We start from the raw sequence: 14,449 nt of genomic DNA, 5'->3' as shown, positions 1-14,449 counted from the left end.
AATATTATAGAGGTTTAATAACTCACTAACTACGTTGAAATTACTTATGCGGAGAAACTGCATATGATAGTTTTTTGTTATTGAGCTACTTTTTATTGCGATTATAAGTATCAATTCAACGTAATCAGTATTCTTAATTTCGGTTGTATAAATATCATAGCCATGATAGCAAATAGGCTAAGCCGTGGATATCTCTAGAGTTGTGTGTTTTTTGCTCGCTTGTTGTTTGTGTTAATTTTGAACATATTGAAATTAAGCTGCTTTACTTTAAGTTACTGACTCAGTTGGTTTTTTTAATGTTGTACATTCAGTTTTGATTAAGCAATTTAAAAGTTGTAAGGATAAATACAACTATATGAACATGTTTATCCACAGAATCTGTGGAGAAGCCAAGTTTTTAGATCTAATATTGTGGATTTGTTTGCAAAATGAGCGTGTTTTACAAAAGTTATGCACAAACTGTGAGTAACTAGAGGAAAACAAGAACCGCAATAGCCTTGTTAAGTTATTTTCCAAATATTTACCCACTCTCCATAATTTATCAATGTACTAAAAGCTCAAACTTAGCTTACTAATCGGGTTGGGTATAATAGTATTTGCCGTATTGCGGCTAATGTGGAACAATCATTAAAAATCGACTTACAAATGAGGCACTAAGGTGATTGATGCCGAAGGTTTTCGTGCCAATGTCGGAATTGTGATTTGCAATAATCAGGGACAGGTTTTTTGGGCCAGACGTTATGGTCAACACTCTTGGCAATTTCCCCAAGGTGGTGTTGATGATGGCGAAACTGCAGAACAAACCATGTACCGTGAATTACACGAAGAAGTAGGGTTGCGACCAGAAGATGTAGAAATAGTCGCAAGCTCAAAACATTGGTTACGCTATAAATTACCCAAACGATTAATCCGCCGAGACTCTAGTCCGGTGTGTATTGGGCAAAAACAAAAATGGTTTTTACTAAAATTACGCTGTAAAGACGAAGATGTAAATTTACTTAAAACCCATCATCCTGAATTTGATGATTGGCGCTGGGTAAGTTATTGGTATCCTGTAAGACAGGTTGTATCGTTTAAACGGGATGTTTATCGACGTGTAATGAAAGAGTTTGCTCCTTTCGCCATGCCTTTTAATAAGAGAGAACAACATAAAGATCATTGGCGAAGTAAAAGGTAGTTAACTAGGTAACCTGAACTCTGGATAATAAATCTATCTCGAGCAGCTATTTTCAGCGCTAACTACGTTGAATTTACTTGCAATAGGCCAGCTATTGACGCGTAAGTTCGCCTTGTTTTCACTGAAAATCTCTGGCTAGAGAAAATAAAGCTAAATATCACCATGACTCAACACGTTAGTAAATATCTTAACCAGAGTTCAGGTTAAGTATAAAATAAAGGAGCAGGACATGCTGGCTACACTGAGATCTATTGCGGAGTCTGTATCGCGACAAGCGAATTTAGACAGCGCATTAGTGTGCTTTGTGCAAATGGTTAAAGATGCCATGAAAACCCAGTGCTGCTCCATTTATTTTGCAGATTACAGCCAGGACAATTTTGTACTTATGGCAACCGAAGGGCTAAACCCCGATGCGGTAGGTAAGTTTAGAATTGGTTTTACCGAAGGTTTAGTTGGCCTAGTAGCGCAACGCGAAGAACCTATTAATATTGCATTTGCTAAATCGCATCCTCGTTTTAAGCTCTCCCCCGAAGTAAATGAAGAAGGCTACAACGCTTTTTTATCTGTACCCGTTGTTCATCAAAAAAAAGTACTGGGCGTTATTGTTGTCCAACAAAAAATGGCACGTGTATTTAGCCAAGACGAAGAGTCTTTTTTAATAACACTTTCTGCTCAACTTGCTTCACAGTTAGCGCATGCTGAAATTAAAGAAATACTACGCCAAGATGAATCATCTCATCAAACGTCTGTTTTAAAAGGTGTATCGAGCGCGCCAGGAATAGGTATAGGACAAGCATTTGTTGTATTACCAAAACTTGATTTTAAATCTATTGAGCTTTTAAAAGACAGTGACGTCACTGAGCAGCGTCGCTTGTTTACTCAAGCTGTAGCTGCAACGCGCAAAGAATTTAATACCCTATCTATGACGCTAAGCGATTCTATTCCGCACGAAGCTCTTGCGGTATTTGATGTGTATCAACAACTGCTTGACGCTAAAAGTTTAGGGCATAATGTTGAAATGCAATTACAAGAAGGCTGGTGTGCTAAAAGCGCCCTAAAAATTGTAATAGAGCGTTTAATATCTCAATTTAATGCCATGCAAGACCCTTATATAAAAGAGCGTGCTGTTGACGTTAAAGACATTGGTCTTCGCGTATTACACCACCTTGTAAATACCGAGCACGCTGTTAAAAATTATCCGGCCAACACTATTTTAATTGCTAATACCTTAACGCCCGCCATGCTTGCTGAGGTGCCAAAAGGTCACTTAACAGGCGTTGTAAGCGTAAATGGTTCTGCAAATAGCCATGCTTCTATATTAACGCGTGCGATGGGGATCCCTGCCATTTGGGGCATAGAGGATTTACCTCTACTGCAGTTTAATGGCAAACCGATGATTTTAGATGCATTTGCTGGGCGTTTATATATATCGCCTTCACAAATGCTGATGGACGAATACACAGAGTTACAGCATCAAGATAACCTACTAAATAACCGCTTTTTAGCTGAGCAAGACTCAGAATCAATTACGCTTGACGGTGAACATGTTAGCTTATTATTAAACGCAGGCCTTGAGCTTAATACCGAGCAAAGTAGCGCGCATATTTGTGACGGTGTGGGGCTTTATCGAACCGAAGCGTGGTTTATGCAAAAGGGTCAGTTTCCTTCGCAATCAGAGCAAGAAAATTGGTACCGAGAAGTACTAACTAGCTATCATCCTAATCCTGTGGTTATGCGTACATTGGATATTGGGGGCGATAAGGTACTTGATTACTTTAATATTACCGAAGAAAACCCATTTTTAGGTTGGCGTGGTATTCGTATTAGCCTTGATCACCCAGAGTTATTTTTAGATCAACTAAAAGCGATGCTTAAAGCAAATATTGGTTTGGGTAATTTAAAAATAATGCTCCCTATGATCAGTGGCACTGAAGAAGTGGACGAGTCACTAGCGTTATTTGAACAGGCTTATTTTGAGTTAAGTGAAAAATACCCAGAGCAAACCATAGAAAGACCCGACATAGGAATAATGCTGGAAGTACCTTCAAGTGTATTTATGCTTCCAGAGTGGTCAAAAAAAGTCGATTTTTGCTCAGTAGGCAGTAACGATTTAACACAGTATTTATTAGCAGTAGACAGGGCTAACGCACGTGTAGCCGAACTTTTTAACCCTTATCACCCAGGTGTACTAAGAGTACTAAATAAAGTGGCGCACGAATGTGAGCAATATGAACTGCCATTTAGTTTGTGTGGTGAACTAGGCGGCGATCCTGAAGGAGCTATTTTACTTATTGCCATGGGTTACAGACGCCTGAGTATGAATTTATCATCGCTTAATAAAGTGAAGTGGGTACTTAGGCGTTTAAATGTCAGTGACATGGAACAACTACTAAGTGAATGTTTAGCGCAATCCACAGCCAAACAAGTACTACGTTTAACGCGAAGCTTTATGCTAGAGCATAAATTAGGTGATTTGTTTTACACCCCCAAATAAGCTTGTACACCTAATTAATTGCAATACACAGATGCTATTAGTTTTATAATCCTTTAATATATAAACCTTAAAAGGGTATTTGAGATTACTATGTATGACTTAGGTTTGTTAGTCGCAAGCTGCGCACTACTAGGCTGTATTGTTGGGTTTTTAGCTGGGTTACTAGGCATTGGCGGCGGTTTAATTATCGTTCCAGTACTAAGCACTCTGCTACTCTCATTTAATGTAACGTCGGCTGATCATGTATTAGTAATTGCTATTGCAACCTCACTCGCTTCTATTTTATTTACTTCAACGTCTTCAGCGCTGGCTCATCATAAAAATGATAATGTGCCTTGGGCAATCGCCCCGTGGGTTATGTCGGGTGTGGCTTTAGGTGCACTTATTAGTGGCTTTGCAGCAAGTTTAATCCCTGAACAAATATTACGTACAGTGTTTGCTATAAGTGTTGTATTTATTGCAGCAAGAATGGTGCTCTCCGCGCGTAATAAACCGATGTCAGAAAAACCGTTGCCGGCTGGTCCTATTTTAGGAGGCGTTTCTGCAATAATGGGCGGGTTATCAGGTTTAATAGGGATTGGCGGCGGAGCTTTAATAGTACCTATGCTTAATTATTTTTCGGTTGATATAAAAAAAGCAATTGGCTGCGCGGCAGCGTGCGGAATTGTTATTGCATTATTTGGCTCTATTGGTTACATCAGCGCAGGCTGGCATGTTAACGATTTAGAGCATGGTTTTGCCGGGTTTGTTTATTTACCTGCATTATTTGGGATTGTTATTACCTCGTGGTTTGTTGCGCCCATTGGCGCCAAAGCAACTCACTATTTACCTGTTAATACAATTAAGAAAGTTTTCGCGGTGCTGCTTGTAGTTATCGCAATTAAAATGGTTTTTAGCTAAAGGTTTATTTTTTATGGCACTTGAGTTTCCTCAAATTGATCCAATTATTTTTTCTGTTGGACCGCTAAGCGTACGTTGGTATGGCTTAATGTACTTAATAGGTTTTGCATTTGCGATGTGGTTTGCTAATCGTCAAGCGTCAAAGCCAAATTCGGGTTGGACTAAAGACCAAGTAAGCGATTTACTGTTTTACGGCATGTTAGGGGTAATACTAGGTGGGCGTATTGGCTACGTATTGTTTTATCAGTTTAGTTATTTTATAGAAAACCCACTGTATTTATTTAGGATAGATCAGGGCGGTATGTCGTTCCATGGTGGAACACTTGGCGTTATAACCGCCGTCGCAATTTTTTCGTGGACGCGTAAAAAGTCACTGCTTCAAGTAGGCGACTTTGTTGCACCACTTGTTCCTGTAGGGCTTTTAGCAGGGCGTATTGGTAACTTTATAAACGGTGAGTTATGGGGCCGAGTTACTGACGTGCCATGGGCAATGGTATTTCCAACGGGCGGTCCGCTTGCGCGTCACCCATCGCAATTATACGAAGCATTTTTTGAAGGCTTAGTACTGTTTTTAATCCTGCAATGGTTTATTAAAAAACCACGTCCAGCAGGCAGCGTAGCTGGTGTATTTTTATTAGGTTACGGCGTGTTTAGATTCTGTATTGAATATTTCCGCCAACCCGATGCACAACTCGGTTTATTTGCCGACTTTATTTCAATGGGGCAAATACTTTCACTTCCTATGATAGTGGGTGGTTTAGGTTTATTAATTTGGGCATACAAGCAACCACAACACGTTAAAACAGCTAAGGCATAATAAGAAAAGCATGAAACAATATTTAAAATTATGTCAGCGTATTGTTGACGAAGGTCAGTGGGTCGAAAACAAACGTACAGGTACGCGTTGTTTAACCGTTATTAATGCCGATTTAGAATACGATGTGGCTAATAATAAGTTTCCAATGATCACTACGCGCAAAAGTTACTACAAAGCAGCGATTGCTGAGTTACTAGGATATTTACGCGGGTACGACAGCGCTGAGCAGTTTCGTGAAATTGGCTGTAAAACATGGGATGCTAACGCAAACGATAACAATGCATGGCTTAATAATCCTCACCGTAAAGGTGAGGATGACATGGGTCGCGTTTATGGCGTACAAGGCCGTGGTTGGCAACGTCCAGATGGCTCAACGCTTGATCAGCTTTCCAAAGTTATTAATAACTTAAAAAATGGCATTGATGACCGTGGTGAAATAATCACGTTTTATAATCCAGGTGAGTTTGAGCTTGGTTGTTTGCGCCCGTGTATGCATACGCACACTTTCTCCTTACTTGGCGATACGCTATACTTAACGTCATACCAGCGAAGCTGTGATGTACCGCTCGGCCTTAATTTCAATCAAATTCAGTGTTTTGTGTTGCTTGCGTTAGTGGCTCAAATTACCGGCCACAAAGCGGGTAAGGCGTATCATAAAATTGCTAATGCACATATTTACGAAAACCAACTTGAACTGATGCGAGATGTGCAGTTAACGCGTGAGCCATTTGAATCACCTCAGTTAAAAATTAATCCAAAAATTAAATCATTAGAAGACATAGAAACGTGGGTAACACGAGACGACTTTGAAGTAACAGGCTATCAATGCCATGAAGCGATTCAATATCCATTTTCAGTATAATAAAAGATTAAGGAAAACATAAAATGAAAGCAGTGATCCCAGTAGCGGGCCTTGGTACTCGTATGTTACCAGCCACTAAAGCAATTCCTAAAGAAATGCTTCCAGTGGTAGACCGTCCTTTAATTCAATATGTAGTAAACGAAGCCGTTGCTGCAGGAATTAAAGAAATAGTGTTAGTAACGCACTCAAGTAAAAATTCAATCGAAAATCACTTCGATACAAGTTTTGAACTAGAAGCTACTTTAGAAAAGCGTGTTAAGCGGCAACTACTTGCCGAAGTGCAAGCAATCTGCCCTAAAGACGTAACCATTATTCACGTACGCCAAGGTGAAGCAAAAGGCTTAGGCCATGCTATTAGTTGTGCAGCGCCTATTATTGGTAACGAACCGTTTGTAGTTATTTTACCAGATGTAATTATTGACGATGTAGAGAGCGATCTTAAAAAAGATAACTTAGCAGAAATGATCGCTAATTTTGAGAAAACCAAGCACAGCCAAATTATGGTAGAACCAGTACCAATGGCACAAGTTAACCAGTTTGGTGTGGTTGATTTAGGTGATGTTGACTTAAAGCAAGGTGAAAGCTCGCCAATTCTTAATATGGTAGAAAAGCCGCCAGTAGATGAAGCTCCATCAAACTTAGCTGTAGTGGGTCGATACGTATTAAGCGAAAATATCTGGCCGTTACTTGCAAAAACTCCGCAAGGTGCAGGCGACGAAATTCAATTAACTGACGCAATTGCGATGTTAATGGAACACGAAAAAGTAGATGCATACGCTATAAAAGGCCGTAGCCACGATTGTGGAAGTAAAATTGGTTACTTAAAAGCAACGATTGAATTTGCACTTCGTCGCGATGAATTTGCCGATGAATTGAAATCATTTATTAAAAAATTGATTTAACAGTTAACGTAAAACATGAAAGGCGCCTATATCGGCGCCTTTTTTTATGAGTTTTATCAGGGCCTGTTTATCTTTCGAGGTTAAATTTACAGCAGGCTGTTTGGTATTTAGGCAAGGCAGAGCCTATGTAGTGTGGTTATTCCCCATAAATAGGCGATAACGTAGCATAAATGCCAAACATGCGCTGCCCGGAGGGTTCTGCCTCGGGGCAATTTACTCTTTGTTGCCTACATGGATGTAGGTAAGGGGCGTGAGCAGGACGCGGAAGCTTTACTCGGTTTTTACTTATTCTTACATGGATGTAAGCCAGTAGAATAACGCAGGAGCAGTTACCGAGCCCACTAGGTTACAAACCTCGCGCCGCGATTAAATGGCCCCTAGATTGAACAAATTTTAATCCTGAAAGGTCAACAGGCCCTAGAATAAAATAAGAAAAGGAATAGCTCTAAAATAAAAGTTTTTAAGTCATTACAGACATATTGTTATTTATGTTGTAAAGTTTGTGTTAATTGGCATTGAATTTGTATTAAATAATGCTCTCAAGGAAGGGGTGGAGTATGCAGCGTTGTGTTTTACGAAATACTGACAAGCATGCGAAGAGCTAAGTTTTATAGCTCACAGCTTAAATAAAGTTAAACGCTTTCTTGTGAGAATGTTTAACTGAAATGTAGTGTAAAAACACTGCTTTCAGGACAACTAATACATGTTTATATATAAAAAAAATAACATTGGGCTTTTACTTAGCTTGCTAATGCTTTTATTTGGTACAGCATGCAGCGTCTCGCCTGAAATAAAAACCATTGATGAACAACCTCAAAGTAACTCGCCTGACTACGTATCAATTACAGCCCTTGAACTTGCACAGCTAAAAGATGCCGCAATGCAGTGGCAACAAGCTCGTGAAGGCATAGAGCGAATTTTAAGATTAGAAAAAGAAATAACTTACCTCGTAAATCATATCGATATTATAAACAGCAAAGCTATTGCGCAGTCTAATCAAGGGTATAGCAGCAAGTCTGTACGCTCACCACGAAACACACGTAATGTTAAATCACGCCAACAAGTTAAACAAAATTACAGTAATAAAAAACAAACTGTAAAATTAAATAAGCCTAAACATGTATTTGCTTTACAGGTAGCTTCGGTTGACTCAGAGCAAGGTGTGGCTAAAGCATGGCAAGAGCTAAATACTAAAGCAGCGCCGTTGTTTAGAGACAAAATATTGACTAACGTAGAAACCGCCAAAATAAACGACAAAATGTTTTACAGGCTAAAACTTGGCTCTTACCAAAACTTTAAAAATGCAAAAGCAGACTGTGACGTATTCAAGTTATATAAACTCGATTGCATAGTAAGTAACTACACCGATAAGCCAGTAAAGCTGTAGCGCACAGCATGTAATATCAATCTACAATAATACCTAATCAATTTGAAGGATTAGACCTGACGCTAACTTCGCTAATAATTTTTGATATACGACGGCATGTATGCCGGAGTTAGAGCAATGCAGCAACAATTAGTGATACCAACTAAATGATGAAATTTTGCCTTGTTATCGATATGGCTTTTCTTACCTCAAAATAAACTACTTAATTAAAAAGTTGCTATAAAGTGGCGCAAAATTTGCTTTGATTTATTATCTTGGTTAGTAGAGTGCATTTTGCAATGCGGTATTTTAAGTCTTGTCATTTAATATCAGTTTTATTCTTATCTTTTTATTTATATGGATGTAGCAGCGCAACTGTAAATAACGAGAGCGTGCAGCATTCTTTAATTACTGATAAACAAGTAAAAGAGTATGTTTCGCAGTGGCACTTACAGCAAGAAAGCATTGGTCGTTTAACTGCTATGGAAGATGATTTACAGCTGTTAATTATGGCGTTATCGTCTCGAAGTGAATTAACTGAAAACCCTCCTTTACTCATGCAAAGTAAAACCGATATCACCTATGGTAATCAGCCTTCACAGAATTTGGAACCGACGGCACTAAATAACACTCCCGAAGTAAAAACACCAAACTTACAAAATTCAGAACTCACCTTAACAGATGAAACTAAAATTGGAGCACAGCTTGGTTGGTATTTAAAGCCAGAGCTTGTTAAAGCAAGAGTCGAAAGGCTTAAGCAATTATACCCCAGTGCATTTACTCAATTTAATTTTACTATGTTTGAACGTAAAAATAATAATATGACTTTGTATGGATTACGTGTAGGTCCATTTAAAAACGATGCTCAAGTAAGTGCGTTTTGTTATTTAGCTAATCAGCTTGATCAAGTATGTAATATTGCTGCTTTTGTCGGAAAACCAATATAATTAATAAATTAGGCCTTTTAAACTTATATAGTATTAAAGTATTTGTACTAATAGTCGATACTAACTATAGTTGGGCAAATATTTGATAAAGCCCATTTTCTTATAAGGATTTAGCATGAAGTTTTATTTATCTGCATTAGCTGTAGCCACCGTGGTCAGCTCGTTTAGCACTTATGCTGCTACAGAGTCATTTGAAGCGAAAGTAACAGTACAAAATGCTGTAGTACTCACAAAAGATAACGATTTAAATTTTGGTACTATTCGTGCTATTTCAGATCCATCAGGCAATCTGCAAGCTACGCTTACAGTTCATCCTGATCCTGATGCAACTAATGTTACCTCGCAAGAAGACGCTGCTGGTAATGTGGCAACTATATCAATAATTGAAGGTGGTGAAGCGGGTGCTTTTAGTGTGTCAGATGTAGTACCAAATTCTATTTTAACCATTAGCGACCCAGTAAATACTTTAGTACAACCTTTAGCTGGTCAAGGGTTAAATGAACCTGATTTTACTGTAGGTACTTGGACTTACTTTATAACGAGCGGTACTAATGCTGGTGGATTATATACAAGTGCTACTCCCAACCTACAAGCTGGCGTTGATGGCGCTGTATCATTTAATATAGGCGCGACTCTTTCTACTTCATCAAACGCATCAAGTGTGGATTACCCTGATGGTGAGTATTCTGGTAGCTTTAATATTGAAGTGTCATATTAATTAGTGTTTAAACAAACAATGCGCTTTTTGTATGTTTCTGCTTGGCTTTCGTTAATGTTTAGCGAGCAAGCCTATAGCGCAAGCATACAACAAGAAGCGCTTAATTTTGGCACTTTAGTTATCCCTCAAAATAATACTTTAAGCTCTATAACCATTAGCTATGAAGGTGAAACAACCACATTTGGTAATATTTACGTATTAACTGAGGGTAATCCCGCAGAACTTTTATTTACCGATTTACCTCCCCTTACTCAAATATCGTTTAACAAAACGAGTGACTCTACATTGCAAAGTGAAGCGCTAGGAGCTAATAGTGCCAAGTTTTCGGTTGTATTAGTGGATTTACCAAGAACGCAAACTAGCGATGAGTTTGGAGAGCTTTTACTCAAAGTAGGTGGCCGTTTAATAACGACAGGGACTAGCCAAAGTTACTTAGATGGTAGTTTTATTACTGACACCCAATTAGAAATTACGATTGATTACTAAAGGAAAAACATGCTTTATAAAGTTGTAGTGCTGCTCGCACTGAGTGTATGTATTTTAGGAAAAAATGCATACGCAAATTTACTTATCTCTCCAACCCGTATTAGTTTTGATGAACGTCAACGAACCGCTAAAGTTATCGTAATTAATACGGGTGATGAATATCAAACATATCGTGTTTTATGGAGTGAGAAGCAAGCGCAACCTAGCGGTGGCTACATACAGTTGGCAGAGGTTACAAGCGAAAGTTTAAGTTCAATGGCACGTTTGTCACCAAAACAAATGCGTTTAGCACCTGGTGAAAAACAAACAGTAAAAATAGCAATACGTAAACCTAAAGGTCTAGCTTCTGGTGAGTACCGCTCTCATCTTCTATTTCAAGCATTGCCTGGTGAAAATACGAATAAAACAAGCTCAATAAAAGTTAATATGATTATGAGCTACAGCATTCCTATTTTGTTACGCAAAGACATGAAACAGCCAGAAGTTGCCATAGAGCAAGCTCAACTAGTGCTAAATGAAAGCAATCAACGTCCTCAGTTTTTATTGAATATAAAACGAGAAGGTAAGTTTAGTAGCTACGGTAAATTAAGTGCTTACTTTGTTGATAGTAATAACGAGCAAGTTAAAATTGCAGAAATTGGTAATTTAAGTATTTATCCAGAAGTAGATAATGCGTTTGTAACCCTTAGTTTATTTAGTGACAAAAATTTAGATAAAGCAGGAAAAATTATTTTTAAATATGAAGGCAGTCAAGAATATAAAGACCTTACATTTGCACAATACACTCTGCCTTTAACTTCACAATCACTTAATGTTTTAACAGTGAATGACGCTAAATAATTTATTGTATGCACTATTACTAAGCATAAGTAGTTTGCTTAGTAATAGTGTAATAGCTAATCCCAATTCTTCCGTAGGGGATGCTTTAACAACACTACGCGCAATTGAACTAAAGCTAACTAAGCCCGTTGAAGTAATTGATTATAAAAACAAAGAAAATCAGCAACAGCGAATCGCCACAGGCGAGTTATTAATACTTTCGCTTTATTTAAACTCATACTACTTAGGTGAAGTTGCAGCAATTAAAAGCGAGCAAAGTGTACAAGTTAGTTTAAGCGACTTATTTGATATTCTACAATTTGCAATGAATGTTGATGCTAGCAATCGAATTGCTCAAGGTGTTGGAGCAAATCAACAACCTCTTTCTCTAAATGCAGCGGTTACACCCGCTGTATTTACTAGTCCTACACAGAGCTACTTATTAGCAAAAAATCAAATTACCATTGAAGATGATATTTATGTAGATATTCAAAGTTTACATAATGCTTTAAATCTAGAGTTTAATATTGATTACCCAGATTTAGAATTACTTATAAGCTCAGATAGCCCCTTACCGGTTGAACAACAAAGATACAGACAGTCGCGCAACCTTAAATCACCTAACAAAAGATCGCCACCTACGCTGCCATGGAAAGCTAGCCCATATAAAGCGCTATCTTCTCCGGTTGCCGACTTACAACTAAATTTTACCGCGAGCGATGATAGACATTCTACGAACTATTCACTTTTAGGCACTCAAGACTTTGCGTATTTATCTGCAGAGTATTTTTTGTCTGGACGAAGTACTGACTTACTTACCAACTCTAGGTTAACGTTTACAAAGCAAAACTTAGACAAAGAAATAAAAAACGGCTTCATGCCTACTGAAATATCTTTTGGTGATGTTATCGCCACGCAAGTTGGTAATAGCTACAGTAGTCAGTATGCCCGAGGTGTTAAAGTTTCTAATAATGTAACCAATAGAAAAATAGTCAATAATCAAATTAACTTAAGCGGTGCTATACAGCCAGGTTGGGATGTAGAACTGTATCGTAATGAAATATTAATAGACCAGCAGCTTAGCCTCGCAGATGGGCGTTATATTTTTGATAATATAAACCTATTATTTGGAGCTAATAATTTTGAGCTTATTTTTTATGGGCCTCAAGGTCAAGTTGAGCGTAAAAGTGATTATTACTTTGTGGACGGAAATCAACTTAAGCAGGGGCAAGGTAACTATGAATTGTCGGTTACTGAACAAGGTAAGCAATTACTAAATAAAAATGTTTCAAGCTCGCAGGGGCAGGGTTGGCAAGTTGCGGGTAGATATGAGCAAGGGCTTACAGATAATATATCTGTATACACTGCTACATCAGGTCAAAAAAATACAGATGACGATCTACTTAAGTATGCATTTGGTACCAATATAAGCTTGTTTGACCGATTATTATTAAATGCGAATGTTGAAAAAAATAATAACAATGAACAAGAATTTGAATTTACAGCCCGAACTCAAATTGCCGAACAATCACTACTTTTTAGCGCTACAAATCGTACCGACGAACAGCAGCAAGATTTTAACAGCTACCAAATAAATTTAGCTGGTGGGCTAATGAATAATACCTATGGACGCCTTTCTTATCAAAATAACGTCCTATATGACGATAGTGATATTAGAGGGCGTTTTAAACAAGTACGCAACCAGTTCAACTACTCATACTCAGGATTTGCACTAAGTAACCAATTACTGTGGCAACAAGACGATAGCTCTAAGAGTACTTTTGGAACAACACGTTTTCAAAAGCGCTTTGGGAGAACCTACACAAGGTTTGGTATAGATTATAGTATATCGCCAGTAAGTGAGCTTGTTAGTTACGAGGCTGAGTTTAGCCGCAACTTGGGCCGAGATTTACAAGCGGAACTTACTTTAACTGATTCACTTCGTAATAATATTCAATCGGCCGAATTAGGGTTCAATTGGCAAAGCGACAAGTTTAGTTTAACGAGTAACTTAAACTACAACAGTAACGATGATTGGCGGCTCGGTATTTATAGTCGTTTTAGCTTAGGGTTTGATGTTGAACACAATACATATTTTGTCTCTAAGCGCAGCTTAACTAACACGGGTAGCTTAATGTTACGCGTATTCTTAGATCAAAATAATAACGGTATTATGGATGATGATGAGCACGGCGTTGCCGGCGTAAAAGTAAAAGGCGTTCACAATTATCGTCAAGCAATTACAGACGAACACGGCGTTGCGCTATTAACTTCAATGCCAGCAAATCGTACAACAGATATAATACTTGATAGAAATAGTTTTGAAGATCCGTTTTTAATATCAGCTAACGAGGGTTTTTCTATTACCCCAAGGGCTGGTTTTGTAGAGTATATGGACTTCGCATTAAATAATGCCAGTGAAGTGGAGGGAGTTGTTTATCAACAAAAAGGTGATACAACACAGATCCAACCCTTTGCAAATATAGCGCTGTTGAATGAGAAAGGGGATCAAGTTGCACAAACTCAAGCAGCATATGATGGCTATTATTTATTTACAGACCTTAAACCGGGGCAGTATAAAGCAGTAATTGATGATGAATATAAACAACGCAAGCAGCTAAAAAACACTCAAAATATAACAGTTAATTTATCGCCTCAAGGAGATGTAGTAATGGGCGTTGATTTAACGTTAAAGGCGCTCAGTGCAACAACTGGAAGCATTGCCAATGCAGGAAGTTTTAATTCGTTAAATATCTTAAAAATTTATTACCGTTTAATAGCACCACGAATAGAGCAGCAAGAAGCTTTTTATATGCATGATAAAGCTAAAAATAAATTTATTTTAGCCTTAGCGTACGCAACAAACAGTTCGCCAGAGATTATTTCTGTATGCGACTCAGTAAAAGCGCAAGGATTAAAGTGTGTTGTTGAAACACATAAAATACTCCATTAAAGGAATTA

General features: G+C 38.1%; 12 protein-coding genes. All 12 read left to right on the top strand.

Annotation, left to right across the window (positions count from 1 at the left end):
- Positions 1 to 658: 658 nt before the first annotated feature.
- The 12 genes from rppH to GQR38_RS03820 all read left to right on the top strand — a co-directional run bounded on the left by rppH (position 659) and on the right by GQR38_RS03820 (position 14,441).
- Positions 659 to 1,177: an RNA pyrophosphohydrolase gene (gene rppH, locus GQR38_RS03875; protein WP_002958704.1), complete on the top strand. Its 519-nt coding sequence runs from the start codon at positions 659 to 661 to the stop codon at positions 1,175 to 1,177.
- A 229-nt stretch (positions 1,178 to 1,406) separates the two neighbouring features.
- Positions 1,407 to 3,671 (top strand): phosphoenolpyruvate--protein phosphotransferase, encoded by a 2,265-nt coding sequence (ptsP, locus tag GQR38_RS03870; RefSeq protein ID WP_007583118.1) that lies wholly within the window; start codon positions 1,407 to 1,409, stop codon positions 3,669 to 3,671.
- A gap of 90 nt (positions 3,672 to 3,761) precedes the next feature.
- Positions 3,762 to 4,571, top strand: coding sequence for a sulfite exporter TauE/SafE family protein (locus GQR38_RS03865; protein ID WP_165721035.1), 810 nt, complete (start codon positions 3,762 to 3,764; stop codon positions 4,569 to 4,571).
- A 13-nt stretch (positions 4,572 to 4,584) separates the two neighbouring features.
- Positions 4,585 to 5,388 carry a prolipoprotein diacylglyceryl transferase gene (gene lgt, locus GQR38_RS03860; protein ID WP_007583122.1) on the top strand — a complete coding sequence of 268 codons (804 nt, stop codon included), beginning with the start codon at positions 4,585 to 4,587 and terminating at the stop codon, positions 5,386 to 5,388.
- Between the two features lie 10 nt (positions 5,389 to 5,398).
- The gene (locus GQR38_RS03855; RefSeq protein ID WP_165721034.1) at positions 5,399 to 6,250 is read left to right on the top strand and encodes a thymidylate synthase; all 852 of its coding nucleotides are present in this window, start codon (positions 5,399 to 5,401) and stop codon (positions 6,248 to 6,250) included.
- A gap of 23 nt (positions 6,251 to 6,273) precedes the next feature.
- Positions 6,274 to 7,152: a UTP--glucose-1-phosphate uridylyltransferase GalU gene (gene galU / locus GQR38_RS03850; RefSeq protein WP_007583126.1), complete on the top strand. Its 879-nt coding sequence runs from the start codon at positions 6,274 to 6,276 to the stop codon at positions 7,150 to 7,152.
- Positions 7,153 to 7,855: 703 nt separating this feature from the next.
- Positions 7,856 to 8,539, top strand: coding sequence for an SPOR domain-containing protein (locus GQR38_RS03845; protein ID WP_024592961.1), 684 nt, complete (start codon positions 7,856 to 7,858; stop codon positions 8,537 to 8,539).
- A gap of 371 nt (positions 8,540 to 8,910) precedes the next feature.
- Positions 8,911 to 9,465, top strand: coding sequence for an SPOR domain-containing protein (locus GQR38_RS03840; RefSeq protein ID WP_165721033.1), 555 nt, complete (start codon positions 8,911 to 8,913; stop codon positions 9,463 to 9,465).
- Between the two features lie 115 nt (positions 9,466 to 9,580).
- The gene (locus GQR38_RS03835; protein WP_165721032.1) at positions 9,581 to 10,183 is read left to right on the top strand and encodes a DUF4402 domain-containing protein; all 603 of its coding nucleotides are present in this window, start codon (positions 9,581 to 9,583) and stop codon (positions 10,181 to 10,183) included.
- Positions 10,184 to 10,186: 3 nt separating this feature from the next.
- Entirely contained in the window at positions 10,187 to 10,669 is a 483-nt protein-coding gene (locus GQR38_RS03830) for a DUF4402 domain-containing protein (RefSeq protein ID WP_165721031.1), read from the top strand.
- A 9-nt stretch (positions 10,670 to 10,678) separates the two neighbouring features.
- Entirely contained in the window at positions 10,679 to 11,509 is an 831-nt protein-coding gene (locus GQR38_RS03825) for a fimbria/pilus periplasmic chaperone (RefSeq protein WP_165721030.1), read from the top strand.
- Positions 11,496 to 14,441, top strand: a complete 2,946-nt coding sequence (locus tag GQR38_RS03820) for an MSCRAMM family adhesin SdrC (protein WP_240920056.1) — start codon at positions 11,496 to 11,498, stop codon at positions 14,439 to 14,441. Before GQR38_RS03825 ends, GQR38_RS03820 begins: the two co-directional genes overlap by 14 nt.
- Positions 14,442 to 14,449 lie beyond the last annotated feature (8 nt).

Origin of the sequence: Pseudoalteromonas sp. c7(2019) (assembly GCF_011378625.1) — a bacterium.
In the GTDB taxonomy this organism is placed as follows: Bacteria; Pseudomonadota; Gammaproteobacteria; order Enterobacterales; family Alteromonadaceae; genus Pseudoalteromonas; species Pseudoalteromonas arctica.
The sequence above is the reverse complement of the archived record's forward strand: the minus strand, read 5'-3'. Positions and strand labels throughout refer to the sequence as shown.

Bases quoted from the DNA above. Each gene is read 5' to 3' on its own strand.
- GQR38_RS03820 (WP_240920056.1), top strand. From the start codon at position 11,496: ATGACGCTAAATAATTTATTGTATGCACTATTACTAAGCATAAGTAGT.
- GQR38_RS03825 (WP_165721030.1), top strand. From the start codon at position 10,679: ATGCTTTATAAAGTTGTAGTGCTGCTCGCACTGAGTGTATGTATTTTA.
- GQR38_RS03835 (WP_165721032.1), top strand. From the start codon at position 9,581: ATGAAGTTTTATTTATCTGCATTAGCTGTAGCCACCGTGGTCAGCTCG.
- GQR38_RS03865 (WP_165721035.1), top strand. From the start codon at position 3,762: ATGTATGACTTAGGTTTGTTAGTCGCAAGCTGCGCACTACTAGGCTGT.
- ptsP (WP_007583118.1), top strand. From the start codon at position 1,407: ATGCTGGCTACACTGAGATCTATTGCGGAGTCTGTATCGCGACAAGCG.
- GQR38_RS03855 (WP_165721034.1), top strand. From the start codon at position 5,399: ATGAAACAATATTTAAAATTATGTCAGCGTATTGTTGACGAAGGTCAG.
- lgt (WP_007583122.1), top strand. From the start codon at position 4,585: ATGGCACTTGAGTTTCCTCAAATTGATCCAATTATTTTTTCTGTTGGA.
- GQR38_RS03845 (WP_024592961.1), top strand. From the start codon at position 7,856: ATGTTTATATATAAAAAAAATAACATTGGGCTTTTACTTAGCTTGCTA.
- galU (WP_007583126.1), top strand. From the start codon at position 6,274: ATGAAAGCAGTGATCCCAGTAGCGGGCCTTGGTACTCGTATGTTACCA.